Annotated in this window: 24 protein-coding genes and 1 pseudogene; 10 read left to right on the top strand and 15 right to left on the bottom strand. The window is 68.4% G+C overall.

Going from position 1 to position 24,275, the window contains the following annotated elements; translation table 11 throughout:
- Nucleotides 1-12: 12 nt before the first annotated feature.
- Nucleotides 13-651 (bottom strand): 3-oxoacid CoA-transferase subunit B, encoded by a 639-nt coding sequence (locus tag AAN986_RS11850; RefSeq protein ID WP_012206068.1) that lies wholly within the window; start codon nucleotides 649-651, stop codon nucleotides 13-15.
- Nucleotides 652-653: 2 nt separating this feature from the next.
- Nucleotides 654-1,361 carry a CoA transferase subunit A gene (locus tag AAN986_RS11845; protein ID WP_016446257.1) on the bottom strand — a complete coding sequence of 236 codons (708 nt, stop codon included), beginning with the start codon at nucleotides 1,359-1,361 and terminating at the stop codon, nucleotides 654-656.
- Between the two features lie 73 nt (nucleotides 1,362-1,434).
- Here AAN986_RS11845 and AAN986_RS11840 point away from each other — a divergent pair, with 73 nt between their 5' ends.
- Nucleotides 1,435-1,977 carry a PAS and helix-turn-helix domain-containing protein gene (locus AAN986_RS11840; protein WP_016446258.1) on the top strand — a complete coding sequence of 181 codons (543 nt, stop codon included), beginning with the start codon at nucleotides 1,435-1,437 and terminating at the stop codon, nucleotides 1,975-1,977.
- Between the two features lie 264 nt (nucleotides 1,978-2,241).
- Entirely contained in the window at nucleotides 2,242-3,693 is a 1,452-nt protein-coding gene (locus AAN986_RS11835; protein ID WP_047216956.1) for a catalase, read from the top strand.
- Nucleotides 3,694-3,757: 64 nt separating this feature from the next.
- On the opposite strand, the gene AAN986_RS11830 is transcribed toward AAN986_RS11835, so the two are convergent.
- Both AAN986_RS11830 and AAN986_RS11825 read right to left on the bottom strand, forming a co-directional pair.
- A complete protein-coding gene (locus tag AAN986_RS11830; RefSeq protein ID WP_047216955.1) occupies nucleotides 3,758-4,198 on the bottom strand; it encodes a nuclear transport factor 2 family protein in 441 nt (146 codons plus the stop codon).
- A gap of 47 nt (nucleotides 4,199-4,245) precedes the next feature.
- Entirely contained in the window at nucleotides 4,246-6,267 is a 2,022-nt protein-coding gene (locus tag AAN986_RS11825; protein WP_047216954.1) for an NADPH-dependent 2,4-dienoyl-CoA reductase, read from the bottom strand.
- Nucleotides 6,268-6,427: 160 nt separating this feature from the next.
- Between AAN986_RS11825 and AAN986_RS11820 the strand changes: the two genes are divergently transcribed.
- The gene (locus tag AAN986_RS11820) at nucleotides 6,428-6,967 is read left to right on the top strand and encodes a PadR family transcriptional regulator (protein WP_016446262.1); all 540 of its coding nucleotides are present in this window, start codon (nucleotides 6,428-6,430) and stop codon (nucleotides 6,965-6,967) included.
- A gap of 57 nt (nucleotides 6,968-7,024) precedes the next feature.
- Here the strand turns inward: AAN986_RS11820 and AAN986_RS11815 are convergent, their stop codons facing one another.
- The 7 genes and pseudogenes from AAN986_RS11815 to AAN986_RS11785 form a co-directional block, all read right to left on the bottom strand.
- Entirely contained in the window at nucleotides 7,025-7,948 is a 924-nt protein-coding gene (locus tag AAN986_RS11815) for an SMP-30/gluconolactonase/LRE family protein (protein WP_047216953.1), read from the bottom strand.
- Between the two features lie 22 nt (nucleotides 7,949-7,970).
- Nucleotides 7,971-8,861: an amidohydrolase family protein gene (locus AAN986_RS11810; RefSeq protein WP_047216952.1), complete on the bottom strand. Its 891-nt coding sequence runs from the start codon at nucleotides 8,859-8,861 to the stop codon at nucleotides 7,971-7,973.
- 4 nt (nucleotides 8,862-8,865) lie between these two features.
- On the bottom strand, nucleotides 8,866-9,822 hold the full coding sequence (locus tag AAN986_RS11805; protein WP_016446265.1) for a tripartite tricarboxylate transporter substrate binding protein: 957 nt from the start codon (nucleotides 9,820-9,822) through the stop codon (nucleotides 8,866-8,868).
- 99 nt (nucleotides 9,823-9,921) lie between these two features.
- Entirely contained in the window at nucleotides 9,922-10,854 is a 933-nt protein-coding gene (locus AAN986_RS11800) for an NAD(P)-dependent oxidoreductase (RefSeq protein WP_047216951.1), read from the bottom strand.
- On the bottom strand, nucleotides 10,851-11,537 hold the full coding sequence (locus tag AAN986_RS11795; protein ID WP_047216950.1) for a diguanylate cyclase: 687 nt from the start codon (nucleotides 11,535-11,537) through the stop codon (nucleotides 10,851-10,853). The genes AAN986_RS11800 and AAN986_RS11795 overlap by 4 nt, the downstream gene beginning before the upstream one ends.
- Before the next feature lie 57 nt (nucleotides 11,538-11,594).
- A pseudogene (locus AAN986_RS11790) lies at nucleotides 11,595-11,894 on the bottom strand (tripartite tricarboxylate transporter substrate-binding protein); the annotation flags it as partial.
- Nucleotides 11,895-11,990: 96 nt separating this feature from the next.
- Nucleotides 11,991-12,992 carry a tripartite tricarboxylate transporter substrate binding protein gene (locus tag AAN986_RS11785; RefSeq protein WP_047216948.1) on the bottom strand — a complete coding sequence of 334 codons (1,002 nt, stop codon included), beginning with the start codon at nucleotides 12,990-12,992 and terminating at the stop codon, nucleotides 11,991-11,993.
- 127 nt (nucleotides 12,993-13,119) lie between these two features.
- Here AAN986_RS11785 and AAN986_RS11780 point away from each other — a divergent pair, with 127 nt between their 5' ends.
- Complete coding sequence (locus AAN986_RS11780) at nucleotides 13,120-13,908, top strand: IclR family transcriptional regulator (RefSeq protein ID WP_047216947.1); 789 nt, start codon at nucleotides 13,120-13,122, stop codon at nucleotides 13,906-13,908.
- A 40-nt stretch (nucleotides 13,909-13,948) separates the two neighbouring features.
- On the opposite strand, the gene AAN986_RS11775 is transcribed toward AAN986_RS11780, so the two are convergent.
- Nucleotides 13,949-15,457: a YdgA family protein gene (locus AAN986_RS11775; RefSeq protein ID WP_047216946.1), complete on the bottom strand. Its 1,509-nt coding sequence runs from the start codon at nucleotides 15,455-15,457 to the stop codon at nucleotides 13,949-13,951.
- Nucleotides 15,458-15,472: 15 nt separating this feature from the next.
- Between AAN986_RS11775 and AAN986_RS11770 the strand changes: the two genes are divergently transcribed.
- The gene (locus AAN986_RS11770) at nucleotides 15,473-15,814 is read left to right on the top strand and encodes a hypothetical protein (RefSeq protein ID WP_156179745.1); all 342 of its coding nucleotides are present in this window, start codon (nucleotides 15,473-15,475) and stop codon (nucleotides 15,812-15,814) included.
- A 31-nt stretch (nucleotides 15,815-15,845) separates the two neighbouring features.
- Here AAN986_RS11770 and AAN986_RS11765 read toward each other — a convergent pair whose 3' ends face one another.
- Nucleotides 15,846-16,748, bottom strand: coding sequence for an alpha/beta hydrolase (locus tag AAN986_RS11765; protein ID WP_047216945.1), 903 nt, complete (start codon nucleotides 16,746-16,748; stop codon nucleotides 15,846-15,848).
- Between the two features lie 133 nt (nucleotides 16,749-16,881).
- Between AAN986_RS11765 and AAN986_RS11760 the strand changes: the two genes are divergently transcribed.
- Both AAN986_RS11760 and AAN986_RS11755 read left to right on the top strand, forming a co-directional pair.
- On the top strand, nucleotides 16,882-17,808 hold the full coding sequence (locus tag AAN986_RS11760) for a LysR family transcriptional regulator (protein WP_047216944.1): 927 nt from the start codon (nucleotides 16,882-16,884) through the stop codon (nucleotides 17,806-17,808).
- Nucleotides 17,809-17,928: 120 nt separating this feature from the next.
- Nucleotides 17,929-18,510: a peroxidase-related enzyme gene (locus tag AAN986_RS11755; RefSeq protein WP_013801997.1), complete on the top strand. Its 582-nt coding sequence runs from the start codon at nucleotides 17,929-17,931 to the stop codon at nucleotides 18,508-18,510.
- On the opposite strand, the gene AAN986_RS11750 is transcribed toward AAN986_RS11755, so the two are convergent.
- Complete coding sequence (locus AAN986_RS11750) at nucleotides 18,479-19,972, bottom strand: PLP-dependent aminotransferase family protein (protein ID WP_047216943.1); 1,494 nt, start codon at nucleotides 19,970-19,972, stop codon at nucleotides 18,479-18,481. The genes AAN986_RS11755 and AAN986_RS11750 overlap by 32 nt on opposite strands.
- A 96-nt stretch (nucleotides 19,973-20,068) precedes the next feature.
- Between AAN986_RS11750 and AAN986_RS11745 the strand changes: the two genes are divergently transcribed.
- Nucleotides 20,069-20,863, top strand: coding sequence for an arylamine N-acetyltransferase (locus AAN986_RS11745; RefSeq protein WP_047216942.1), 795 nt, complete (start codon nucleotides 20,069-20,071; stop codon nucleotides 20,861-20,863).
- A 4-nt stretch (nucleotides 20,864-20,867) separates the two neighbouring features.
- On the opposite strand, the gene AAN986_RS11740 is transcribed toward AAN986_RS11745, so the two are convergent.
- The gene (locus AAN986_RS11740; RefSeq protein ID WP_047216941.1) at nucleotides 20,868-21,872 is read right to left on the bottom strand and encodes a LacI family DNA-binding transcriptional regulator; all 1,005 of its coding nucleotides are present in this window, start codon (nucleotides 21,870-21,872) and stop codon (nucleotides 20,868-20,870) included.
- Nucleotides 21,873-22,101: 229 nt separating this feature from the next.
- Between AAN986_RS11740 and AAN986_RS11735 the strand changes: the two genes are divergently transcribed.
- A complete protein-coding gene (locus tag AAN986_RS11735) occupies nucleotides 22,102-23,070 on the top strand; it encodes a tripartite tricarboxylate transporter substrate binding protein (RefSeq protein ID WP_047216940.1) in 969 nt (322 codons plus the stop codon).
- Between the two features lie 43 nt (nucleotides 23,071-23,113).
- Entirely contained in the window at nucleotides 23,114-24,271 is a 1,158-nt protein-coding gene (locus AAN986_RS11730) for a mandelate racemase/muconate lactonizing enzyme family protein (RefSeq protein ID WP_047216939.1), read from the top strand.
- Nucleotides 24,272-24,275: the final 4 nt, after the last annotated feature.

The following is a 24,275-nucleotide window of genomic DNA, read 5'->3' as shown; positions in this document are numbered from 1 at the left end:
AGCACGGCAACATCAGCGAATCAGCGTCACGCCGGTCTTGGACTGGATGTCCTCGAAGCTCACTTCGGGGGCCAGTTCCACGAGCTTCAGGCCCTGCGGCGTCACGTCCATCACTCCCAGGTCGGTGATGATACGGTCCACCACGCCCACGCCGGTCAAAGGCAGAGTGCAGGCGGGAAGAATTTTGAGGTCGGTCGTGCCGTCCTTCTTCTTTGCCACATGCTCCATGAGCACGATGACGCGCTTGACGCCCGCCACCAGGTCCATGGCGCCGCCCATGCCCTTGACCATCTTGCCGGGGATCATCCAGTTGGCCAGGTCGCCCTTCTCGGACACCTGCATGGCGCCCAGGATGGACAGGTTGATCTTGCCGCCGCGGATCATGGCGAACGACTGGTCGCTGCCGAAGATGGACGAGCCGGCAATCGTCGTCACGGTCTGCTTGCCGGCGTTGATCAGGTCGGCGTCCACGGCATCCTCGGTCGGGAAGGGGCCGATGCCCAGCATGCCGTTCTCGGACTGCAGCCACACTTCCTTGTCACCCGTGTGGTTGGCCACCAGGGTGGGAATGCCGATGCCCAGGTTGACGTAGAAGCCGTCTTCGAGTTCTTGGGCCGCGCGGGCGGCCATCTGGTCTTGGGTCCACGGCATGGTCAGGCTCCTTGTTTTTCTGTGATGGTGCGCTTTTCGATGCGCTTTTCGGGGTTCGGGTTGTGCACGATGCGGTGCACGTAGATGCCGGGCAGGTGGATGTCGTCCGGTGCGATCTCGCCGACCTCGACCACCTCCTCCACTTCCACGATGCAGACCTTGCCGGCCGTGGCGGCGGCAGGGTTGAAGTTGCGCGCCGTCAGGCGGAACTGCAGGTTGCCGCTCTTGTCGGCACGGTGGGCCTTGACCAGGGAGACATCGGGCACGAGCGAGCGCTCCATCACATAGGTCTCGCCGTCGAACTCGCGCAGCTCCTTGCCCTCGGCCACCATGGTGCCCACGCCGGTCTTGGTGAAGAAGGCGGGAATGCCGGCGCCGCCTGCGCGCAGCTTCTCGGCCAGCGTGCCCTGGGGCGTGAATTCCAGCTCCAGCTCGCCGGCCAGGTACTGGCGCTCGAACTCCTTGTTCTCGCCCACATACGACGAGATCATCTTCTTGATCTGGCGCGTCTCCAGCAGCTTGCCCAGGCCAAAGCCGTCCACGCCCGCGTTGTTGGAAATCACCGTCAGGCCCTTGACGCCGCTGTCACGCAGCGCGTCGATCAGGGCCTCGGGAATGCCGCACAGGCCGAAGCCTCCCACAGCCAGCAATTGCCCGTCGGCCACGACGCCCTGGAGCGCCTGCTCCGCAGAGGGGTAGAGCTTTTTCACACATGTCTCCTTCAGATTGGATGCGCTACGATACTACGTACTTGCATAAGTAGTTTTTCGTAAAGATTTGCCCATGGATATAGATTACAGGCTGGCGTTCGAGGCCGCCCCCGTCGGTCTCGTGATCTCGCGCAACCGAACCATGATCGACTGCAATCGCCAGGTCTGCGAGATGTTCGAGGCCTCGCGCGAGGTGCTGATCGGCCAGACCTTCCAGATCCTCTACCCCAGCGCCGACGAGTATGAGCGGCTGGGCGCGCGCATCGCGCCCATTCTCAATGCAAGGGGCTTTTATTCGGACAACCGCATCATGAAGCGCGCCAACGGCGAAACGTTCTGGTGCCATGTCACGGGCCGCACGCTGGACCGCAGCGACCCGCATGCCTCGGGCATCTGGAGCTTCGAGGACCTCAGCGCCCAGCGCCCCGTCAAGGCCGAACTCACGGGGCGCGAGCGCGAGGTGGCCGCCCGCCTGCTGGAAGGCCTGACCTCCAAGGAAATCGGCCGTGCCCTGGCCATCAGCCACCGCACGGTGGAGATCTACCGCGCACGGCTGATGCGCAAGTACGGCGCCTCCACGGCCGCCGATCTGGTCCACAAGCTGGTCTCTGGCTGACAGGGCGACGGCCTACACGGGCCGTATCCGCCCGCGCAACACAATGCCTTGGCAAAAAGCATGCCCGGCACGACGCAGGCGGGGTGCGGTGAAATTTTTTGGCTATGGCGCAGTTGAGATTTGCCAATCGCCAAAGCCTTGCCGCATCCATAGAACGAAACAACAATAAAAGCAATTCGATAGCACGCAGCTATTGATTTTCCAAGCGCCGCGCTGCCTGCGTGCAAGCCGGCGCCGCTACCACCCCTCGATCAAGGAGAGACCATGACCCACAAGCTCACCACCGCCGCAGGTGCCCCGGTTGCCAACAACCAGGACTCGCTCACGGCCGGCCCGCGTGGCCCGATGCTGCTGCAGGACCTGTGGCATCTGGAAAAAATGGCCCACTTCAACCGCGAAGTGATTCCCGAGCGCCGCATGCACGCCAAGGGCTCGGGCGCCTTCGGCACCTTCACCGTGACGGGTGACATCACGCGCTACACCCGCGCCAAGGTGTTCTCCGACATCGGCAAGCAGACCGAAGTGTTCGCGCGCTTTTCCACCGTGGCCGGCGAGCGCGGCGCGGCAGACGCAGAGCGCGATATCCGCGGCTTCGCCGTCAAGCTCTATACCGAGGAAGGCAACTGGGACCTGGTGGGCAACAACACGCCGGTGTTCTTCTTCCGCGACCCGCTCAAGTTCCCCGACCTGAACAAGGCCGTCAAGCGCGACCCCTACACCAACCTGCGCTCGCCCGAGAACAACTGGGACTTCTGGACCGGCCTGCCCGAGGCGCTGCACCAGATCACCATCGTCATGAGCGACCGGGGCATTCCGCGCGGCTACCGCCACATGCACGGCTTCGGCTCGCACACCTACAGCTTCATCAACGCCAGCAACGAGCGCCACTGGGTCAAGTTCCACTGGGTCTGCCAGCAGGGCATCGAGAACTTCGGCGATGCCGAGGCGGCCTCCGTCGTCGCCTCCGACCGTGAAAGCAGCCAGCGCGACCTGCTCGAAGCCATCGAGCGCGGCGAGTTCCCGCGCTGGAAGCTGTGCGTGCAGATCATGCCCGAGCATGAAGCCGAGACCTACCGCTTCCACCCCTTCGACCTGACCAAGGTCTGGAGCAAGAAGGACTACCCGCTGATCGAAGTGGGCGTGATGGAGCTCAACCGCAACCCGCGCAACTACCACGCCGACGTGGAGCAGGCCTCGTTCACGCCGGCCAACCTGGTGCCGGGCATCGGCCCCTCGCCCGACCGCATGCTGCAGTCGCGCCTGTTCTCGTATGGCGATGCCGCGCGCTACCGCCTGGGCGTGAACCACCACCAGATCCCCGTGAACGCGCCGCGCTGCCCCTACCACGCCTACCACCGTGATGGCGCCATGCGCGTGGACGGCAACTACGGCGGCACCATTGCCTACGAGCCCAACACCAAGGGCGAGTGGCAGGAGCAGCCCGCCTTCGCCGAGCCGCCGCTGGCCCTGCACGGTGCGGCCGACCGCTGGAACTACCGCGAGGACGATGCCGACTACTTCACCCAGCCCGGCGACCTGTTCCGCCTGCTCACGCCCGATGCGCAGCAGCGCCTGTTCGAGAACACGGCGCGCAACATCGCCGGTGTGTCCGAGCACATCGTGCAAAAGCACATAGCGCACTGCACCCAGGCCGACCCGGCCTACGGCAAGGGCGTGGCCGATGCCATCGCCCGCCAGAAGGCCGGCACGCTCTGACCGGCTGACCCACGGCAAAACGCCCCCGCATCGCCGGGGGCGTTTTTCATGGCGCGCCCTGCCCTCAGGCCACGGCCTTGAAGGCGGGAAGCTTGTCGCCCAGCCGCTTGCCCATCTCCGTGCCCAGGGCCTGCAGGCCGCTCATGGGGCGCACCATGACCTCGAATTCCCGGATCAGCCCCTGCTCGTCGAAACGGATGAAGTCGATGCCCTTGAGGTTCTTGCCGCCCACGCTGGCGCTGAACTCCAGCACCACGTCCAGGCCGTCATCGCTGGCCATCTGGCAGTGGTAGGTGAAGTTCTCGAACACCTGGACCACGGTGGACAGCGCCAGCATCAGCGCGGCTGCCGAGGCATAGGGCGTGTTGGCCATGGGCGAGCGGAACACTGCGTCGGGATGGACGATGGTGTGCAGCTCGCCCAGGTCGCTGGCGGCAACCATGCGATGCCACAACTCCAGGGAGCGGGCGACTGCGGGATGGGCGTTCTTCGGGGGCTGGGACATGCTTGTCTCCTGGTGGTTGAGGTGGAAAACGGAATCGGGCGGCGCCCTCAAAGGCTGGCCGCCAGCGTGGTGCCTTGCACGATGGCGCGCTTGGCGTCGAGTTCGGCCGCCACGTCGGCGCCGCCGATCAGGTGCACGCTGCAGCCCGCCGCGCTCAGGGCCGCATGCAGCTCGCGCTGCGGCTCCTGGCCCGCGCAGAGCACGACGTTGTCCACCTCCAGCAGTTGCGGCTGGCCGTCCACGGTGATGTGCAGCCCGGTGTCGTCGATGCGCTCATAGGCCACGCCCGAGCCCATGGCCACGCTGCGTGCCTTCAGCGAGGTGCGGTGTATCCAGCCCGTGGTCTTGCCCAGCTGGTCGCCCACCTTGGTGGACTTGCGCTGCAGCAGGTGCACGCGGCGCGGCGAGGGCTGGGCCTGCGGCTGCGCCAGGCCGCCGGCCTGGGCGTAGTCCGTGTCTATGCCCCACTCCGCATAGAACTTGCGGGGCGCCACGGCGCCGCTGTCGCCGGCATGGGTCAGGTACTCGGCCACATCGAAGCCGATGCCGCCCGCGCCGATGATGGCCACGCGCTCGCCCACGGGCCTGTCGCCCTGCAGCACGTCCAGGTAGCCGAGCACCTTGGGATGGTCCACGCCGTCAATGGCGGGAACGCGTGGCCGTATGCCCGTGGCCAGCACGATCTCGTCATAGCCGCCCTCGATGAGCTGGGCCGCCTCCACGCGGTGGCCCAGGCGAAGGTCCACGCCGCCCAGCTCCAGTTGGCGGCGAAAGTAGCGCAGCGTCTCGTGGAACTCCTCCTTGCCGGGCACCTTCTTGGCAATGTTGAACTGCCCGCCGATCTCGCTGGCCGCATCGAACAGCGTCACCGCATGGCCGCGCTGCGCGGCGGTGACGGCGAAGCTCAGGCCCGCTGGGCCGGCGCCCACCACGGCGATGCGCTTGGCGGCGGGCGCGGGCGCAATCACCAGCTCGGTCTCGTGGCAGGCGCGCGGGTTGACCAGGCAGGAGGTGATCTTGCCGCCAAAGGTATGGTCCAGGCAGGCCTGGTTGCAGGCAATGCAGGTGTTGATCTCGTCGGCCCGGCCCTGGCGCGCCTTGCGCACGAAGTCGCCATCGGCCAGCAGCGGCCGGGCCATGGAGACCATGTCGGCATAGCCCTCGGCCAGCAGGCGCTCGGCCACTTCGGGCGTGTTGATGCGGTTGGATGTGATCAGCGGGATGCCCACCTGCCCCATCACGCGCTGCGTGACCCAGGCATAGGCGGCGCGCGGCACCTTGGTGGCAATGGTGGGGATGCGCGCCTCGTGCCAGCCTATGCCCGTGTTCAGCAGCGTGGCGCCCGCGGCCTCGATGGCCTGGGCCAGCGCGATCACTTCCTCCAGCGTGGAGCCGCCCTCCACCAGGTCCAGCATGGACAGGCGGTAGATGATGATGAAGTCCCGCCCCACGCGCTGGCGCGTGCGCCGCACGATCTCCACCGCAAAGCGCATGCGGCCCGCGTAGCTGCCGCCCCATTCGTCATCGCGGTGGTTGGTGCGTGCGGCGATGAACTCGTTGATCAGATAGCCCTCGGAGCCCATGATCTCCACGCCGTCGTAGCCCGCATGGCGGGCCAGGGCTGCGCAGCGCACGAAGTCCTCGATGGTCTGCTCCACCTCGTCGCCCGTCAGCGCATGCGGCACGAAGGGGTTGATGGGCGCCTGCAGCGCGCTGGGCGCCACCAGCCCGGGCTGGTAGGCATAGCGGCCGAAGTGCAGGATCTGCATGGCGATCTTGCCGCCCTCGGCATGGACGGCCTGCGTGACGATGCGGTGCTGGTCCGCCTCGTGTTCGTTGACCATCATGGCGCCGCCCTTCATGGGCCGGCCGCGCTCATTGGGGGCGATGCCGCCCGTGACGATCAAGCCCACCTCGCCGCGCGCGCGCTCGGCGTAGAAGGCGGCCATGCGCTCGAAGCCGTGGGGCGCCTCCTCCAGCCCCACGTGCATGGAGCCCATGAGCACGCGGTTTCTGAGCGTGGTGAAGCCCAGGTCCAGTTCGGCATTCAGGTGGGGGTAGTGGGTCATGCCTGTCTCGCTTTTTTATGCAACTGATTGCATGAATGTAGTCAGCCTCCTTTATTTATGCAACTGGTTGCGCAAAAAATTGCAGAAATGACTGCAGCGCTTGGCCGCGCCTCCATGCAGGCCCGTAAGATGGCGCCCAGCGCCAGTCCCTTTGTTGCCGATGTCCCTGCCACACGCCCTTCTCACCGCCTTGGTCGAGCACCCCTGCTCGGGCTCGGAACTTGCCGAGCGCTTCGACCGCTCCATCGGCTACTTCTGGAACGCCACGCACCAGCAGATCTACCGCGAACTCGCGCGGCTGGAAGAGGCGCAATGGATAGAGGCCCTTCCCGCCGAATCCGGCCGGGGCCGCAAGCGCCAGTACCGCATCCTTCCCACCGGCCGCAAGGAGCTCAAGCGCTGGGTGGCCGAGCAGGAAGACCCCAAGCCGCTGCGCGAGGAATGGATGGTGCGCCTGCGTGCCGAGGCGGTGGTGGGGCCCTGCGGACTGCAGGACGAAGTGCAGCGGCTGCTGGCACTGCACCAGGCGCAGCTGGACGTCTACCAGCGCCTGGAGCAGCGCGATTTCCTGGACAAGCCGCCCACGCGCGAGCGGCGACTGCAGCACCTGGTGCTCAAGGCCGGCATACAGCAGGAGCAGCTGTGGATAGGCCTGCTGCAGGAAGCCCGGGAGATCCTGGACATGCCGGCCAGGCCCTGAGCAACGGTTGCGACGACTGAGACTGCCGAGACGGCTGAGAAGGTCGCGACGGCCGCCTCAGCCCTTGTTCAAGCCGTGCAGCGCCAGCCCCGGCGCCTCCAGCCGGGCACGCAGAATGCACCCGTGCGTGGAGTCCGTCACATACAGCGTGCGGCGGTCCGCGCCGCCAAAGGCCAGGTTGGTGAGCGAGCTTCCCGGCACGCCGCGCAGCACCTGCACGGGCTCGGCACGGTGGTTGAGCACCCACACCAGGCCCAGGCCCGGGTTGGCCACCAGCAGTCGGCCCTGGTCATCCACGGCCAGCCCGTCGGGACCGCTGGGGCCGTAGGAGGTGAAGAACTGCCCCACCTTGGCCACGCTGCCATCGGGCAGCAGGGGCACGCGCCAGACGCAGTTGCCGCGCGTCACGGCCAGGTAGAGCACGCGGCCATCGGGCGACAGCGCCACGCCGTTGGGGCTGGGCACGTTGGCCAGCAGCAGGTCCAGCCGGCCGTCCGGCCGCAGGCGGTACAGGCGGCCGCTGGGATCGTGCAGGCCGCTCTGGCCCTGGTCGGTGAAGTAGAGGTTGCCTTCGGCATCGAAGACCAGGTCGTTCACGCCCTTGAAACGCTCGCTGTTGCGCCGCTGCAGATAGGGGCTGACGCGCCCCGTGGCCACCTCCAGGCACATCAGGCCGTTCTTGTAGTCGGTGATCAGCAGCGTGCGCTCGTCAAGGAACTTCATGCCGTTGGGCTCGCCGTCGTACTCGGCCACCAGGGTCCAGGCGCCTTGCGGATCGATGCGGAAGACGCGGCCCCAGGGAATGTCGGCCACGTACAGGTTGCCGGCGCCGTCGAACACCGGCCCCTCGAGGAAGGAGTCGGTGACGGCGCCGCTGCGGTTGGCATCGGCCCAGTCGCTGCGCTCGGGGCGGCGCAGGGCGTCGGGCATGGCGGTGAACGATTCGAGGTCGCAGACCTGGGGGGCTTGCAGCAGGAACATAGTGTCTGTCTTTCTTGGAGTGTCAGGCCGCGCCGTCGAAGCCATACAGCCTTGCGGGGTTGTCCACCAGGATGCGGTCCATGGCCTCGTCCGTGCCCGCCCAGGCCTGCAGCAGGTCCACCAGGTCGGCGTCGTTGACGGAGCCCGGCGCCTCGGTGGTGTGCGGCCAGTCGCTGCCCCAGACCAGGCGCTCGGGCGCGGCGCGCACCAGGTCGCGGCCCAGCGGCAGCGTGTCGGCATAGGAAGGGCCGCCCACCGATGAACGCATATAGGCGCCGGAGAGCTTGACCCAGGTGTTGCCGCCGTCGAGCAGCCGGCGCAGCGCGGCATGGGCCGCGCCCTCCATGCCTTCAGCCGGGTCGATGCGGCCCAGGTGGTCCACGACCAGGGGCACGGGCAGCGCGCCCAGCACGGGAGCCAGCGCCACCAGCTGTTCGGGCTGCACAAAGACCTGCACATGCCAGCCCAGCCGTGCGACCCGGTGCGCCAGCGTGACCAGCATGTGGGCCGTGGTCTCGCCCCATGACTGCGGCGAGACAAAGTTCACGCGCAGCCCGCAGACGCGGTGCGTGGCCAGCCGGTCCAGCTCGGCATCGGCCACATCGTGGGCGACCACGGCCACGCCGCGCGCATCATCGCCCAGGCGCTCCAGCGCATCCAGCGTGCAGGCGTTGTCCGTGCCATAGGTCGAGGGCGTGACCACCACGGCGCGCGAGGTGCCCAGGCGCCGCTGCAGTTGGCGGTACATGGCCACGTCGGCCTGCGGAGGCGTGCGCGGCCAGTGCGGCGACGGCGCAAAGCGCGCATCGAAGATGTGCATGTGGCTGTCGCAAGCCAGGGGCGGCAGCGTGCGCGCAGGCCTGCTCGTGCCGGCCGAGTGCGGCACGGCCATGGCGATGTCGGTCATGCCCATGCGCTCAGTCCAGCACGATGGCGCCCTTGCGCACCACCTCGCCCCACTTGGCGTCTTCCTTCTGGAGGAAGGCGGCGAACTCGGCCGGCGTCGATGCCATGGGCTGGGCGCCCAGGTCGCTCAGGCGCTGGCGCACCTCGGCTTCCTGCAGCACCTCGGACAGCGCCTGGTGCAGGCGCGCGGCCACGGGCTCGGGCGTGCCCGTGGGCAGGAAGATGCCGTTCCACTCATAGGCCTCGTAGCCGGGAATCACGGTCTCGGACACGGTGGGCACATCGGGCAGGCGCGCCGAGCGCTGGGGCGCCGCCACGGCCAGGGCGCGCAGCTTGCCGCCCGTGACCAGCGGATAGGTGGCCGCCATGGTGCCGAACATGAAGTCCACCTGCCCGCCCATCACATCGGCAATGGCCGGCCCGCCGCTCTTGTAGGGCACATGGACCATGTCCAGCTCCAGCCGCTGGCGGAACAGCTCGGCCGCCAGGCGCTGCACCGTGCCGCTGCCGCCCGAGGCGAAGTTGATCTTGCCCGGCTGCGCCTTGGCCCTGGCCGCCAGGTCGGCCACGCTGCGCACGGGCGAGTCGGCCTTGACCACGACCACATTGGGCATGAGCAGCACCAGCGACAGCGGCTGCAGCGCGCTGCGCGCATAGGGCAGCTTGGCAAACAGATGCGGGTTGATGGAAAACGGCGTGGCGTCGTAGAGCACCGTGTAGCCATCGGCGCGCGCCTTGGCCACCTGGCTGGCACCAATCGTGCCGCTGGCCCCGGGCCGGTTGTCCACGATGATGCTGGTGCCCAGCCGCGCGCCCATGCGCGTGGCCAGCAGGCGCGCGGCCGCGTCGGCGCCGCCGCCGGGCGCATAGGGCACGACCAGGGTGATGGGACGCTCGGGAAAGGCGGCCTGGGCCACGGCGGCGGCCAGGGCGCAGGCCGCGATCAGGGTTCTGGCAAGGAATTTCATGGCTTGTCTCCACATTTTTTAGAGGGGGCGGCGGCCGAATCAATCCGCCTTCAGGTTCAGTTCGCGGGCGATCTGCGCATAGGACGCCCCTGCCCTGGCTCAGGCGCCGGCCGCCGCAGGCACGCGGGCCAGCACCTCCAGCACATTGCGGGCCGCGCCCACGCCCATGTTCACGTAGGCATCGCCGGTCACGCCGCCGATATGGGGGCTGAGCACGAAGTTCCTTTCGCCCTGGAACGGGTGGCCGGCCACCATGGGCTCCACCGCAAAGCTGTCCAGCCCTGCGGCCGCCACCTGGCCCGAGCGCACGGCGGCCAGCAGCGCGGCCTCGTCGATCAGGCCGCCGCGTGCGGTGTTGACCACGATCACGCCGCGCTTGCAGGCCGCCAGCGTGGCGGCGCCGAGCATGCCCCGGTTTTCCTCGGTCAGCGGGCAGTGCAGCGAAATCGCGTCGGACTCGCGCCAGATGGTCTCCAGGTCCACGGGCTGCACGTAGGCGGGCAGATTCTTTGCGAAGGGATCGAAGCCGATCACGCGCATGCCCAGCGCATCGGCCATGCGCGCAAAGCGCAGACCGATGGCGCCCAGCCCCACCAGGCCCACGGTGCGCCCACCCAGCTCCAGGCTCTTGTGCGTGGCCTTGTCCCAGTGGCCTGCGTGCATGCGTGCATCCAGCGCCACCACCGACTTGGCGCAGGCCAGCAGCAGGGCCAGTGCCTGCTCGGCCACGGCCGCCGCATTGGCGCCCGCGGCGGCCACCACGGCAATGCCGCGTTCGGCGGCGGCCACCTTGTCGATGGTGTCCGTGCCGCTGCCGTGCTTGGAGATCACGCGCAGCGAGGGCGCCGCGTCCATCACGGCCGCGCCCACCTTGCCGTAGCGCACGATGATGGCCACGGGATCATGGGCGCGGCACAGCGCGACCAGGTCCTCTTCGGTGGGCGTCTTGCCCGCATAGACGATGTCGTGCTGCGCCAGCAGCTCCAGCGCCTGTTGCGCCAGATCGGCGCCGGTGACGATGATGGTGCTCACAGCGATTCCCCTTCCTTGAGCACGCCGGCCGCGCGCAGGGCCGCGGGCAGCCACTTCGATGCCGTGTCGCCGCGCGCAATGGCCTCGATGCGGGCGGCCTCGTCGGCCACCTTCTTCACGGCCAGCTCCAGCATGGCGGGTGCCTTGGCGCGCTCGATGACGACCACGCCATCGGCATCGCCCACCACCAGGTCGCCCGGGTGAACCGTCGTGCCACCAGCGGAGATGGCGTGGTTGATGCGGCCCGGCACGAACTTGGTCGGGCCTGCGGGATTGAAGCCTGCGCTGAACACGGGGAAGTCCAGCTCCAGCAGCTCCAGGCGGTCGCGGATGGCGCCGTCCACGATGACGCCGGCCAGGCCCAGCTTCTTGCAGGCGCTGAGCATCAGCGTGCCCATCAGCGCCGCCGTCTGGTCGCCCTTGCCGTCGATGACCAACACATCGCCGGGCCGGGCCAGCGCGATGGCGGCGTGGATCATGAGGTTGTCGCCGGGGCGCACCTCGACGGTGAAGGCCGGGCCGGCCACCTTCATGCCCTGGTGCACGGGCGCCACGCGCGCATGCATGGTGCCGCGGCGGCCCGCCACGTCGGCCAGGATGGCGGCCTGAAAGCCTGCTGCGCGTTGCACGACCTGGGCGTCCACGCGCTCTATGTCACGGATGATTTCTGGGAGTTGGCTCATGATGGTTCGGTGAGATGGGGGGAAGAAAAACAGGAAGATCAGGAAGATGTGCGCGCGTCAGTCGGCCTTGATGCCGGCCTCGCGGATGAGTTGGGCCCACTTGGCGGAGTCGGATTTCTGCAGCTCGCCCAATTGCCGGGACGTGCCGCCGACCATGCCGGCCTCGGCCATGGTGAGCACGTCAGGCAGGGCCTTCAGGCGCGCCGCCGAGGTCACGGCCAGCGCGGGCGTGTCGCCCTTGTAGGGCACATGGATGAAGCGCACGCCGCCCTGCCTTTGCAGCAGCTCGCCCTGCATCTGCAAGACGGTTCCGCTGCCGCCCGAGGCAAAGGCCAAACGGACGGGCACGGCAAGGCTGTCGCAGTCCATGGCGAGATCTCGATGGAGGAAGAAAAAGGAAGGGAGGAGGAAGCGCGGAGGAAGCGAAAGGGCTGGCGCCCCTGCCCCCCGGTCTCAGTCCAGGCTGGCGCCCGAGTCCTTGACGATGCGTGCCCAGCGCGGCACCTCGGCGCGCAGCAGCGCGGCGAACTTCTCGGACGAACCGCCCAGCACCTCGCCGCCTTCGGAGCGCAGCTTCTCGGCCACCTCGGGCACCAGCAGCGCGTCGTTGATGGCCTTGTTCAGCTGCTGCACGATGGCCTGGGGCGTCCCGGCCGGGGCCAGCACGCCGAACCAGGTGACGGCCTCGAAGTCCTTGTAGCCCGACTCGGCCAGCGTGGGCGTCTGCGGCAGCTGGTCGGACCGCTTGAGCGAGGTCACCATCACCGCGCGCAGCTTGCCGTTGCGCACCTGGCCAAGCAGCGTGGGCACGGCCGACATGTAGAAGTCGATCTGCCCGCCCACCAGGTCGGTCATGGCCTGGGCCGCGCCCTTGTAGGGCACATGGCGCAGCTTGATGCCGGCGGCGTTCTCGGCCAGCTCGCCGGCCAGGTGGGCCACCGTGCCGTTGCCCGAGTAGCCCAGCGTGAGGCCGTCGGGCTTGGCCTTGGCGGCCTTGACCAGGTCGGCAAAGGTCTTGTAGGGCGAGTTGGCCGGCGCTGCCATCACGATGGGCGCCGAGGACACCAGGGCCACGGGCACCAGGTCCTTCAGGGGGTCGTAGGGCAGCTTGGCATACAGCGAGGGGTTGATGGCCAGGTTGCTGGTCTGGCCCATGACCAGGGTATGGCCGTCCGGCGCGGCCTTGGCCACGGCATCCACGCCCAGGTTGCCGCCTGCGCCGGGCCGGTTGTCCACCACCACGGTCCACTTGTTGTGGTCCGCCAGGCGCTGGGCCACGGTGCGCGCAATCATGTCCGTGCCGCCACCGGGCGGAAACGGCACGACCAGGCGGATGGGCTTGCGGGGATAGGCGTCCTGGGCCTGGGCAGCGCCCATGGGCACGATGGCGGCAACGCCGACCAGGGCGGCAAGAAGGCGTGCGTTGAGGCAACGCGAAAGCGAGGGAATCGGCATGGCGGTTTGTCTCCGTTTGTTGTGTCCAACGCCCGCATGTCTGCGGTGCGTGGGACGAACTTTATGAAAACGTTTCAACCCATACAATGCCGTTTCATACAGCGCAACCAATTGCATGCCTTGCACCATGAACAAGCCCCCCAGCACCCCTTCCCCGGCGCAGACATCCGATGACAAGGCCAGCCCGGCCAAGGACGGCGGCGTCATCGCCGTCACGCGTGCCTTGCAGTTGCTTGGCGCCTTCGCCCTCGGGGAGTCGCACCTGTCCCTGGCGGAACTGAGCCGGCGCTGCGCGCTGCACAAGACCACGGTGCTGCGGCTGGCGCGCACGCTGGCGCAGTCGGGCTTCATGGTGCAAAGGGACGATGGGGACTGGCGCCTGGGCCCGGCGGCGGGCTGGCTGGGTGCCCGCTACCAGGCGGGCTTTGATGTGCAGAACGTGCTGGAGCCCGCGCTGCGCGCGCTCACGCAGGCCAGCGGCGAGAGCGCGGCCTTCTATGTGCGCGAGGGCAATGTGCGCACCTGCCTCGTGCGCGTGGAAGGGCCGCAGGCCCTGCGCCACCATGCGCGCATGGGCGAGGGGCTGCCGCTGGACCAGGGCTCACCGGGGCGCGTGATCCTGGCGTTTTCAGGCGAGCCGGGGCCGGTGTACGAGCAGATCCGCCAGCGCGGCTACCACTGGTCCATCGGCGAGCGCGAACAGGGCGTGGCCACGGTGTCGGCGCCGGTGTTCGGCATGCACTGGCGGCTGATGGGGTCGGTGTGCATTTCCGGGCCGGCATCGCGCCTGCCCGAGGCCCGGCTGGAAGCCATGGCGCAGACGGTGGTGGCGGCGGCCAACCAGCTGTCCTATGCGCTGGCGGGCAGCGCCAGCACACAGGCCCCTGTGGTGCGCGCCAGCCAGTGGCACCCCTGAGAACCCCTTCCGGGGCGACGCCCGGAAGGTGGATGGCCGCTTACTGCAGCGCGCCCATGGGCAGGGCGATGGGCTTGCCGTTGAGCGTGACCTGGCCGGCCTGCATCTTGAGCGCGCTGACCAGCTTGTCGCCTTCCAGGCGGGCATAGCCCGTGGCCTGGGCCATGCCCAGCATGCCTTCCACATCCTCTGCCGAGACATCGGGCTTGCCCGATGCCTTGAGCAGCGGCTCCAGCCAGGCCTTGGGCAGGCTGGCATTGGCCTGCAGTGCCGAGGTCTTGAGCAGCGCCGGCATCCAGCCGGCCTGGGCGACCTGCTCCTGCGTGGGCGCGCTTTGCACTTCGGCGCCGTACTCCAGGTGGCCGGTCTGGCCCTGGTAGGTGGCCTGCAGCTTCATGGAGTAGGCCGGCAGGGCCGCCACCAGGCGCGGAGCGTTCTGCATCAGCACGCCCATGCCCTGCTCTTCCAGCGATTCCAGCGCCTTGGCCAGGCCCTCCTTGCGGTAGCCCTCGACCATGACGCGCTGGAAGCCGCGCAGCGCCTCGATGTCCAGGCGCTGGATCTTTTCCTCGTAGCCCACGGACTCGAAATCGATGGGGCCGATGCGGCCCGTGCCCTTGACCTGGGTGGTCATGCCCAGCGTGGTCTTGTCGGACTCGATGACCGAGCTGCCGTCCACGTTCTTGAGGTCCAGCAGCGTCTTGGCCTCGCCGCCTTCGGCGGGAGTGCTGCTCATGCCGAAGCGGGCGATGCGCACGCTGGCCTTGCCGGGGCCCAGGCCCCACAGGCCGTCGATGACCTTGTTCTCGAAGCTGCTTTCCAGGCCCGTGAGCACGATGCTGGTGCGCTCCACCGGCGCTGCGGCCGGCTGGGCGGCGATGGCCTCGTCGTTGTCGGATTCCTCCTCCTCGCCCTCTTCCTCTTCCACGCCCATGGACTTGTCGCGGCTGGGCAGGCCCAGCAGGGCCACCTCGGGCCAGCGCCAGGTGCCCTTGACGCTGCCACCGCCCAGGGCCGTGTCCAGCACCATTTCCTGCCAGCGCATGGTGACTTCCTGGTCGCCCAGCTCGCCGGCGGGCAGCAGCAGGCGCACATCCTGGCCGCCCGTGAAGTGGTGCACGCTGGTCAGCGTGGGAGCGACAGCCTTGGCCAGGGTCTGGCGGCTCTTTTCGTCCAGGCCGTCGAGCGCAAAGCGCGTCTCCGACACCGCTGCCGCCAGGCGGCCACCGGCCAGCGGGCCGTGGCGCACCGTGGTGTCCACCACCAGGCGCACGGGCTTGGGGGCGGCTTCTGCGCCGGCGTCTGCAGCGGCGGGCGCATCGGCCTCGCCAGCCGCAGGCCACTGCAGCACCAGCTTGGCCTGGGACGACAGGAATCCCTTGTGGTATTCGTCGGTCACGACGGCCTTCTCGCCCAGCACCTTGCGCAATTCGGCCACGGCATCCTTGTAGCCGGACTCGGCCCTTTGGCCCGTATACCAGGTGGTTCCTCCATAGGCCACGACGGCCAATGCCACGGCAGCAGCCACTGCGGTTTTCTTGTTGCTCATTGTGAATATCCCGTGATGAATAAGACCCTCCCCCTCGGGCGGGCCGCGCGACTGTATCAGTTCGGCGTTTCACCATGCATCGGCAATGGGCCGCGCATTGGCCCGCCTGCACCTTGTGCGGTGGTCCCCTATGGGCACAAGGCGTTGCCCAGCCCTTGCCAGGCCTTGTCTCCAGCGGCTTTCAAGGATTGGGACCTGGGCATTGCATGCGGGCAGCAGGCATGCGGTTTTTTCAATTGCTTACCTTTTCCGGACACGATTGGCATACCAATTGAATCCATGGAGAACGCTATGTCTCCGCAGATATGGGGCGAATGCACCTTTGCCCTCTTTGCCCTTTTTTGCCGGCTTGCCTGAATGCAGTCCCGAAAGCCAGCAATGACCGCACTCACCCGGCCTGCAACAGAAATGGCAGAGCCGCGTCCAGCAGTGCGTCGGGCGCCTCCTCGGCAATGTAGTGCCCACAGGCCAGTGGCCGACCGCGCACATCGTCGGCCACGAGCTGCCACTCGCGCAGCGGATCGAAGCAGCGGTGCACCACGCCCTCCTCGCCCCAGAGCACCAGCAGCGGCATGGACAGCCTGCGCCCCAGCCGGCGGTCCTCGCGGTCATGGTCCAGGTCGATGCCGGCCGAGGCGCGGTAGTCCTCGCACATGCCGTGCGCGCTGCCCGGCAGCGCCAGGCAGCGCTGGTACTCGGCCAGCGCCCGGGGATCGAAGGGCGCCAGGCCGGCGCTGCGCCGGCCCATGATCTCGCGCACATAGGCGGCGGGGTCGGCCTCGATCAGGCGCTCGGGCAGCGGCGCGGGCTGGATCAGGAAGAACCAGTGCCAGTAGGCGCGCGCAAAGGCCTCGCCGGTCTGCTCGTACATGGCCAGCGTGGGCGCAATGTCCAGCAGCACCAGACGCTGCACGCTGGCGGGATAGTCCATGGCCAGCCGGTGCGCCACGCGCGCGCCCCGGTCATGCGCCAGCACGCTGAAATGCTCATGGCCCAGCCGCGCCATCAGCCGCAGCAGGTCGCGGGCCATGGTGCGCTTGCTGTAGTTCACATGCTCGGGATCGTCGGCGGGGCGCGAGGAGTCGCCATAGCCGCGCAGGTCGGCCAGCACCACGGTGAACTGCTGCGCCAGCCGGGGCGCGACGCGGTGCCAGATGGCGCTGGTCTGCGGGTGGCCGTGCACCAGCAGCAGGGCCGGCCCCTGGCCGCCCACCCAGGCGTTGATCTCCACCCCGTCATCGACCGTGATGCGCTGCTGGCGCAGGCCCGGCATCCATGGATCTGTGTGCATCCCGGAGATTCCTTCTACGTTGTTCATGACTGTCAGCCTGCCATGCTAATCAGTAAACCAGGCTGCATAAATAGCAAAATACTGCATTGATCCATCAGTTCAATTTACGAATCAACCATCCACCGCATCCACCATGGACGGCTTTTCCGACCTGCGTTTCTTCTCGCTGCTGATCCGCGAAGGCAGCCTGGCCGCTGCGGCCCAGCAGATGGGCGTGACGCCGCCCGCCGTCAGCCGCCGCCTGTCCTTGCTGGAGCGGCGCCTGGGCGTGCGCCTGCTGCAGCGCACGACACGGCGCATCCACCTGACGCCCGAGGGCGAAGCCTACCTGCTGGACGGCGCGCGCATCCTGGCCGACCTGGAGGCGCTGGAGCGCAGCATCTCGGGCACGCGCGCCACGGCGCGCGGCCCGCTGTCCATTGCCTGCACACTGGGCTTTGGCCGCCAGCGGCTGGCGCCCGCGCTGTCGGCCTTTGCGCGCGCCTATCCCGAGGTGCAAGTGCAGCTGCACCTGACGGACAGGCCCGTCAACCTGGTCGAGCAGGGCTTTGACGCCGTGGTGCGCTTTGGCGCCCTGCCCGACTCCGCCCTCACCGCCCGCCTGCTGCTGCCCAACCGCCGCGTGCTTTGCGCCGCGCCCTCCTACCTCAACGCCCACGGCGAGCCGCGCCAGCCCGCCGACCTGCAGGCCCACCGCTGCATCGTGATCCGCGAGAGCGACGAAACCTATGGCAGCTGGCGCCTGAGCCGTCGCACGCGCCAGGGCCTGAGCGAGCACAACATCAAGGTCAACGGCGTGATGAGCACCAACGATGGCGCTGCAGCCCTGACCTGGGCACTGGACGGCCACGGCATCCTGCAGCGCTCGCTCTGGGACGTGGCCGCGCCGCTGGCCGCAGGCGCCCTGCGCGAGGTCCTGCCCCAATGGCAGCTGCCTGCGGCCGACATCTACCTGGTGCACGCCACGCGCAGCGAGATGTCGGCCCGGATCCGCGCGCTCACCGGCTTTCTGGGCGACTGGTTTGCACAACGGCCTGAACCGGCCATGGCGCCCGCCTGAGCTCGGGCGCAATCTGCAACCTCGGCGGCAGGCAGGCTGTCATGCGCGTTCACCCCGCGCAGCGCAGGCCATGCGAACATGGACCGCAACGACAACCACCACACCCAGGAGACAAGACACATGGCCACCGCCCGCTACCCCCAGCCCGAACTGTCCAGCCTGCCCGAGGACATCCGCACCCGCATCCTTGAAGTGCAGGAAAAGGCGGGCTTCATCCCCAACGTCTTCCTGGCCTTTGCGCGCCGCCCTGCCGAGTGGCGTGCCTTCTTCGCCTACCACGATGCGCTCATGCTCAAGGAAGAAGGCAGCCTGACCAAGGGCGAGCGCGAGATGATCGTCACCACCACCAGCGCGGCCAACCAGTGCCTGTACTGCGTGGTGGCCCACGGCGCCATCCTGCGCATCTACGAAAAGCAGCCCTACGTGGCCGACCAGGTGGCGGTCAACTACCGCAAGGCCGACATCAGCGCCCGCCAGCGCGCCATGCTGGACTTCGCCATGAAGGTCTGCGAACGCAGCCATGAAATCTGCGAGGCCGACTTCGAGGCGCTGTACCCGCATGGCTTCGACGACGAGGACATCTGGGACATCGCCGCCATCACCGCCTTCTTCGGCCTGTCCAACCGCATGGCCAGCTTTGCCGGCATGCAGCCCAATCCCGAGTTCTTCCTCATGGGGCGCGTGCCGCGCGAGAAGAAGTAGGCTGACCGACCTGTGCCCCCTGGCGCGCAGCAGCACCCTCTGCCAGACCCCGGCATATCTCCCCCACCTGCCCCACGGCCCCCAGCAGGCGCGGCGTGGGCTCGTTGGCGCAGTTCAGGCGCAGGTGGTTGGGCAGGTCCGAGCGCGATGAGAACAGCGGGCCGGGGCTGACGCCAATGCCCAGCTCCAGCGCGCGGCGGTGCACCTCCAGTGCATTGACCTGGCGCGGCAACTCCACCCACAGCAGAAAGCCCGCGCGCGGGGCCGAGACGCGGGTGCCGGGCGGAAAGCTGGCCTCGACCCTGGCCGTGACGGCCTGCACCCCGACCTGCACGCGGGACTTGAGACGGCGCAGGTGCCGGTCGTAGTCGCCGCTGGCCAGCACCTCGCTCACGGCGGCCTCCAGCAGCGGCGCACCGGCCCAGTCGCCCGCCAGGCGCACCTGCAGCACCTGGGCATGGAAGCGGCCCGCCGCAATCCAGCCCACGCGCCAGCCCGGCGCCAGGGTCTTGGACACGGAGCCGCAATACAGCACGTTGCCGCTGCCGTCGAAGGCCTTGCAGGCCGGCGGGCGCTGGCCGTCTCCGGCAAGGTCGCCATAGACATCGTCTTCGATCAAGGGAATGCCCGCCCGCTCCAGCAGCGCCACCAGGGCCTGCTTGCGCTCCACCGGCATGCTGGCGCCCAGCGGGTTCTGCACGGTGGGCGATGCCAGCACGGCAGCCGGCCGGTGGCGGGCAATGGCCTCGGCCAGCGGCTCCAGCAGCAGGCCTTCGCGGGGATCGGTGGCAATCTCCAGCGCCTTCAGGCCCAGGTCCTCCAGCAGCAGCAGGCTGCCGAAATAGGCGGGCCTCTCCACGGCCACGACATCGCCGGGCTTGCACACGGCGCGCAGGGCCAGCCGCACGGCCTGGGTGGCGCCTGCCGTCAGGACCAGGTCATCGGGGCCGAAGCGCGCACCCCATTGCGCGGCCCGGGCTGCTATCTGGCCACGCAGGTCGGCGCGGCCCGGCGGCATGCTGTAGGTCTGCCCGTGCGCGTCCAGGCGGCGCCCGGCGGTCTGCAGCGCGCGCTGCAGCCGGGCCGTGGGCAGCCAGGCCGGATCGGGCAATGCCGCACCCAGCGGGATCAGGCGCGTGTCGGGACTGCTGAACAGCGAGCGCGCCAGGGCCGACAGGGTCACGGGCACGGGACGAGACGACGGGCGGGACGCCTGCAGCGCCGCGCCGCCGGTTGCCTGCCGCACAAAGTAGCCCGAGCGCGGGCGCGCGACGATCAGGCCCTCGGCCTCCAGGCAGCGCAGCGCCTCCAGCGCGGTGGGCAGGCTGACCTGTTCGCGCTCGGCCAGGCTGCGGGCGGAGATCAGCCTGTCGCCGGGGCGCAGTGCGCCACAGGCCAGCGTCTCGCGCAGGGCCTGGGCAATGCGGCGGTACTGGGGCAAGGGTTCGTTGTTGGTGGGCATGCCAATCTGTACAGGTCAGTTTTCTTGGATTCTGCTTATACAGGCATTGGCTGCGCGGATTTATCGTTGCAGCCATCAAGCAACCCGAGGAAACCCATGCAAGCCAGCAATTTCGATCTCCAGGCCTATTTCCGCCGCATCGGCTTCAGTGCCGGTGACTCCGCCAAGGCCGATACCGCCACCTTGCATGCGCTGATGCGCCACCAGTTGTTCGCGGTGCCTTTCGAGAATCTCGACGTGCAGGCCGGCAAGATCGTCTCTCTGGTGCCCGAAGACATTGCGGGCAAGATCCTCGGCGGCGCCCGGGGCGGCTACTGCTACGAGGTGAACGGCCTGTTCGCCATGGCGCTGCAGGCCCTGGGCATTGCCTACCGCTTTGCGGCGGCGCGGCCCATGTTCTATCCGGCACGCCGGCCCCGCACCCACATGGCCCTGGTGGCCGAGGTCGAGGGACGGCGCTGGCTGTGCGACCTGGGCTTTGGCAGCTACGGCATACGCGCCCCCATGGCCCTGGACGAGCTGGACACCGAGGTCCGCCAGGACGGCGACACCTTCCGCCTGAGCCTGGACGACCAGGGCGAATACCTGCTGCAGGCCCGCGTGGACGGTGAATGGGCCAACCAGTACGCCTTCAACCTGTCGCCCCAGGAATGGGTGGATTTCGCCCCCGCCAACTACCTGAACTCCACGCACCCGGACGCCATCTTCGTGCAAAAGCGGGTGGTGGTGCTGCACCAGCCGGCCGGCCGCATGATCCTGGTGGGCGACGCGCTCAAGACCATCACGGCCAGCGGCACCGAGACCAGGCAGCTGGCCCCTGATGAGATCCAGCACGCGCTGGGCAGCCTGTTCGGGCTGGCGACCGAGCGCCAGGCGGCTGCCCTGTGCTGAGCCTCTAAGCCAGGCGGGTCGAATCCCGCTCGATCAGCTCGAACCCCAGGTCGAACGCCGAGCGCCCGGCACGGCGGCCCTGGCAGCGTGCCAGCACGAGTTCGGCGGCCAGGCGGCCTATGCCCGGCCCGTCCACATGCACGGTGGTCAGCGACGGCAGCAGATGGGCCGCGAAATCGGCATTGCCGAAGCCCGAGACGGCCAGATCCATGGGCACGCGCAGGCCGCGCGCCTGGGCTTCCACCAAAATGCCGTGGGCCAGCATGTCCGAGCTGCAGACCACGGCCTGCAGATCGGGCTGCCGCGCCAGCAACTGGCCCAGCGCCTGCCGGCCCAGCTCCAGGCTGCCGGGCGCGGATACGGTGACCGTGGGCACCTCGCGGCCCCAGGCTGCAAGAAAGCCCTCGCGCCGCTGCTGGGCCCGGTGGTCGCTGCCCGTGGCCATGCCCACGCGCTGCAGGCCGCGCGAGAGGAAATAGCCGGCCAGCGCGCTGCCCACCTTGAGGTGGGAAAAGCCCACCACCATGTCCAGCGGCCGGTCGCTGAAGTCCCAGGTTTCCACCACGGGAATGCCGGTCCTGCGCAGCCGCTCGCGCGCCTTGTCGGACTGCACCAGGCCCATCATCACAATGCCGTCGGGCTGGCGCCCGATCATGGCGTTGAGCACCTCCTCCTCGCGCTGCTCGTCGTAGAAGGTCTGTCCCAGCAGCAGCTGGTAGCCCTCCTGCGCCAGCGTGGCCGTCAATGACTGCACGGTGGGCAGGAATTGCGACACCGACAGCGCGGGCACCACGCCCGCCACCATGCGGCTGCGGCGGGACTTGAGCCCTCCCGCCAGCAGGTTGGGGATGTAGCCCGTGGCCTCCACGGCCTGGCGCACGCGCTCGCGCGTCTTCTCCGAAACGATGGAAGGATTGCCCAGGGCGCGCGAGGCCGTGATCAGCGAGACGCCGGCCGCCTCGGCCACGTCGTGCAGCGTGGTGGGCCTGGGTGGTGTGGGTGTGTTCATGGGCAAGCGCGATCGCGGGCTGGTATCGGGGACGGGCCTGAAGATAGCAGACCGCCTTCCACGCACGGGCGCCAGGCCTGCCCTGCATCGCAGAAATCGTGATTGACAGCCAAAATGACAACGATATCATTTTGCTGAAAGCGCAAATCCTTGCATCTACAAATTGGCATCGGCGCTTTTTCATTTCCTCGGAAATGACAACGATGTCATTCACAAATCAGGAGACAAGATGAATCACATTCTTCGTGCCATGGCGCTGGCCCTGGCCGCGCTCGCTGCCTTTTCTGCATCGGCCCAGGCCTGGCCAGACAGGCCCGTCACCCTGGTCGTGCCCTTCCCTGCCGGCGGCTCCACCGACCAGGTCGCGCGCGCCGTGGCGCCCAGGCTGGGCGAGAAGCTCAGGCAGTCCTTCGTGGTGGAGAACAAGGCCGGCGCCACGGGCACCATCGGCGCAGCCTTCGTGCAGCGCGCGGCGGCGGACGGGCAGACCTTTCTCGTCACCTCGCTGGGCCCGCTGGTCATCGTGCCCCACCTGATCAAGAACCTGCCCTACGACGCGCTCAAGGACTTCGACCTGATCACCGTGGCCGTGCAGTCGCCCAACGTGCTGGTCGTGCCTGCCGCCTCGCCGCACAAAAGCGTGGCCGACGTGGTCGCCCACCTCAAGGCCCATCCGGGCAAGATGAGCTTTGCCTCGGCCGGTCACGGCTCCAGCGACCACCTGACGGCCGAACTGTTCTGGCAGCAGACGGGCACCCAGGGCGTGCACATCCCCTACAAGGGCGGCGCACCGGCCCATGCCGACCTGATCGGCGGCCAGGTCGATGCCTCGTTCCAGAACATCAATGCCGTGATACAGCACATCCGGGCCGGCAAGATGCGCGCCCTGGCCGTGACCAGCCCGCGCCGCTCGCCCGTGCTGCCGGACCTGCCCACGCTGGCCGAAGCCGGGGTGAAGAACGTGGAAGTCGCCTCCTGGCAGGCCATCGTCGCGCCCAAGGGCCTGCCGCCTGCGCTGCGTGACAAGGCCCATGCGGCCTTTGTCGAGGCGCTCAACGATCCCCGGGTGCGCGAGCAGTTCGTCTCCATCGGCTACGAGATGGTGGCCGGCACGCCCCAGCAGTTCGCCGAATTCCAGCGCCAGGAATACGCGCGCTGGAAGACGGTCATCGAGGCCGGAAAGATCAGCATCGACTGATGCCTGCCCCTGTCCTTTTTTCAACCACCGCACTCCCGCAGCCATGACTTCTTCCGCGCTCTCCGAAACCACCAGCCAGGACCGCATCCAGTGGATACGCCTGTCGTCCTGCTACCTCCCCCTGGCCCGGCCCATCAGCGATGCCAAGGTGCTCACGGGCCGCCAAAAGCCCATGACCGAGGTGGCCATGCTGTTCGCCGAGATCCAGACCCGCGACGGCCACCGGGGCCTGGGCCTGAGCTACGCCAAGCGCGCAGGCGGCCCGGGCCAGTTCGCCCATGCCCGCGAAATCGCGCCCTCCCTGCTGGGCGAGGACCCCAGCGACATTGCGCGGCTGTGGACACGCATGTGCTGGGCCGGCGCCTCCGTGGGCCGCAGCGGGCTGGCCGTGCAGGCCATCGCGGCCTTCGACGTGGCGCTGTACGACATCAAGGCGCGCCGCGCGGGCCTGTCGCTGTCCAAGCTGCTGGGCTCGCAGCGCGAATCCGTGCGCTGCTACAACACCTCGGGCGGCTTTCTGCACACGCCGCTCGATGAGCTCAAGCGCAACGCCAGCGCCTCGCTGGAGCGCGGCATTGGCGGCATCAAGCTCAAGGTGGGCCAGCCCGACTGCGCGCTGGACATACGGCGTGTGGAGGCCATGCGCGCCCACCTGGGCGATGCCGCGCCCATCATGGTCGATGCCAACCAGCAATGGGACCGCCCCACGGCCCAGCGCATGTGCCGTGTCTTCGAGGAATTCAACCTGGTCTGGATCGAGGAGCCGCTGGACGCCTACGACCACGAAGGCCATGCCGCGCTGGCCGCGCGCTTCGACACGCCGATCGCCACCGGCGAGATGCTGACCAGCGCCGCCGAGCACGGCGATCTCATACGCCACCGCAGCGCCGACTTCCTCATGCCCGACGCGCCGCGCGTGGGCGGCATCACGCCCTTCCTGCAGATCGCCGCCCAGGCCGAACTGGCCCACCTGAGCCTGGCGCCCCACTTCGCCATGGAGCTGCACGTGCACCTGGCCGCCACCTGCGCCAACGAGCCTTGGGTGGAACACTTCGACTGGCTGGAGCCGCTGTTCAACGAACGCCTGGACATCGCCGATGGCCGCATGCTCGTACCCACGCGCCCCGGCCTGGGACTGAGCCTGAGCGAGCAGGCGCGGCGCTGGACGCGCGAAAGCGTGGAGTTCGGGGAGCGAGGTTGAGGGT

The sequence above is a fragment of the Delftia sp. DS1230 genome (assembly GCF_040112715.1).
Lineage (GTDB): Bacteria > Pseudomonadota > Gammaproteobacteria > Burkholderiales > Burkholderiaceae_C > Comamonas > Comamonas tsuruhatensis.
Note: the sequence above shows the minus strand (reverse complement) of the source record. Positions and strands in the feature narration are given on the sequence as shown.

Coding starts and splice junctions, on each gene's coding strand:
- AAN986_RS11850 (WP_012206068.1), bottom strand. CDS start 651: ATGCCGTGGACCCAAGACCAGATGGCCGCCCGCGCGGCCCAAGAACTC.
- AAN986_RS11840 (WP_016446258.1), top strand. CDS start 1,435: ATGGATATAGATTACAGGCTGGCGTTCGAGGCCGCCCCCGTCGGTCTC.
- AAN986_RS11835 (WP_047216956.1), top strand. CDS start 2,242: ATGACCCACAAGCTCACCACCGCCGCAGGTGCCCCGGTTGCCAACAAC.
- AAN986_RS11830 (WP_047216955.1), bottom strand. CDS start 4,198: ATGTCCCAGCCCCCGAAGAACGCCCATCCCGCAGTCGCCCGCTCCCTG.
- AAN986_RS11825 (WP_047216954.1), bottom strand. CDS start 6,267: ATGACCCACTACCCCCACCTGAATGCCGAACTGGACCTGGGCTTCACC.
- AAN986_RS11820 (WP_016446262.1), top strand. CDS start 6,428: ATGTCCCTGCCACACGCCCTTCTCACCGCCTTGGTCGAGCACCCCTGC.
- AAN986_RS11815 (WP_047216953.1), bottom strand. CDS start 7,948: ATGTTCCTGCTGCAAGCCCCCCAGGTCTGCGACCTCGAATCGTTCACC.
- AAN986_RS11810 (WP_047216952.1), bottom strand. CDS start 8,861: ATGGGCATGACCGACATCGCCATGGCCGTGCCGCACTCGGCCGGCACG.
- AAN986_RS11805 (WP_016446265.1), bottom strand. CDS start 9,822: ATGAAATTCCTTGCCAGAACCCTGATCGCGGCCTGCGCCCTGGCCGCC.
- AAN986_RS11795 (WP_047216950.1), bottom strand. CDS start 11,537: ATGAGCCAACTCCCAGAAATCATCCGTGACATAGAGCGCGTGGACGCC.
- AAN986_RS11785 (WP_047216948.1), bottom strand. CDS start 12,992: ATGCCGATTCCCTCGCTTTCGCGTTGCCTCAACGCACGCCTTCTTGCC.
- AAN986_RS11780 (WP_047216947.1), top strand. CDS start 13,120: ATGAACAAGCCCCCCAGCACCCCTTCCCCGGCGCAGACATCCGATGAC.
- AAN986_RS11775 (WP_047216946.1), bottom strand. CDS start 15,457: ATGAGCAACAAGAAAACCGCAGTGGCTGCTGCCGTGGCATTGGCCGTC.
- AAN986_RS11770 (WP_156179745.1), top strand. CDS start 15,473: ATGAATAAGACCCTCCCCCTCGGGCGGGCCGCGCGACTGTATCAGTTC.
- AAN986_RS11765 (WP_047216945.1), bottom strand. CDS start 16,748: ATGCACACAGATCCATGGATGCCGGGCCTGCGCCAGCAGCGCATCACG.
- AAN986_RS11760 (WP_047216944.1), top strand. CDS start 16,882: ATGGACGGCTTTTCCGACCTGCGTTTCTTCTCGCTGCTGATCCGCGAA.
- AAN986_RS11755 (WP_013801997.1), top strand. CDS start 17,929: ATGGCCACCGCCCGCTACCCCCAGCCCGAACTGTCCAGCCTGCCCGAG.
- AAN986_RS11750 (WP_047216943.1), bottom strand. CDS start 19,972: ATGCCCACCAACAACGAACCCTTGCCCCAGTACCGCCGCATTGCCCAG.
- AAN986_RS11745 (WP_047216942.1), top strand. CDS start 20,069: ATGCAAGCCAGCAATTTCGATCTCCAGGCCTATTTCCGCCGCATCGGC.
- AAN986_RS11740 (WP_047216941.1), bottom strand. CDS start 21,872: ATGAACACACCCACACCACCCAGGCCCACCACGCTGCACGACGTGGCC.
- AAN986_RS11735 (WP_047216940.1), top strand. CDS start 22,102: ATGAATCACATTCTTCGTGCCATGGCGCTGGCCCTGGCCGCGCTCGCT.
- AAN986_RS11730 (WP_047216939.1), top strand. CDS start 23,114: ATGACTTCTTCCGCGCTCTCCGAAACCACCAGCCAGGACCGCATCCAG.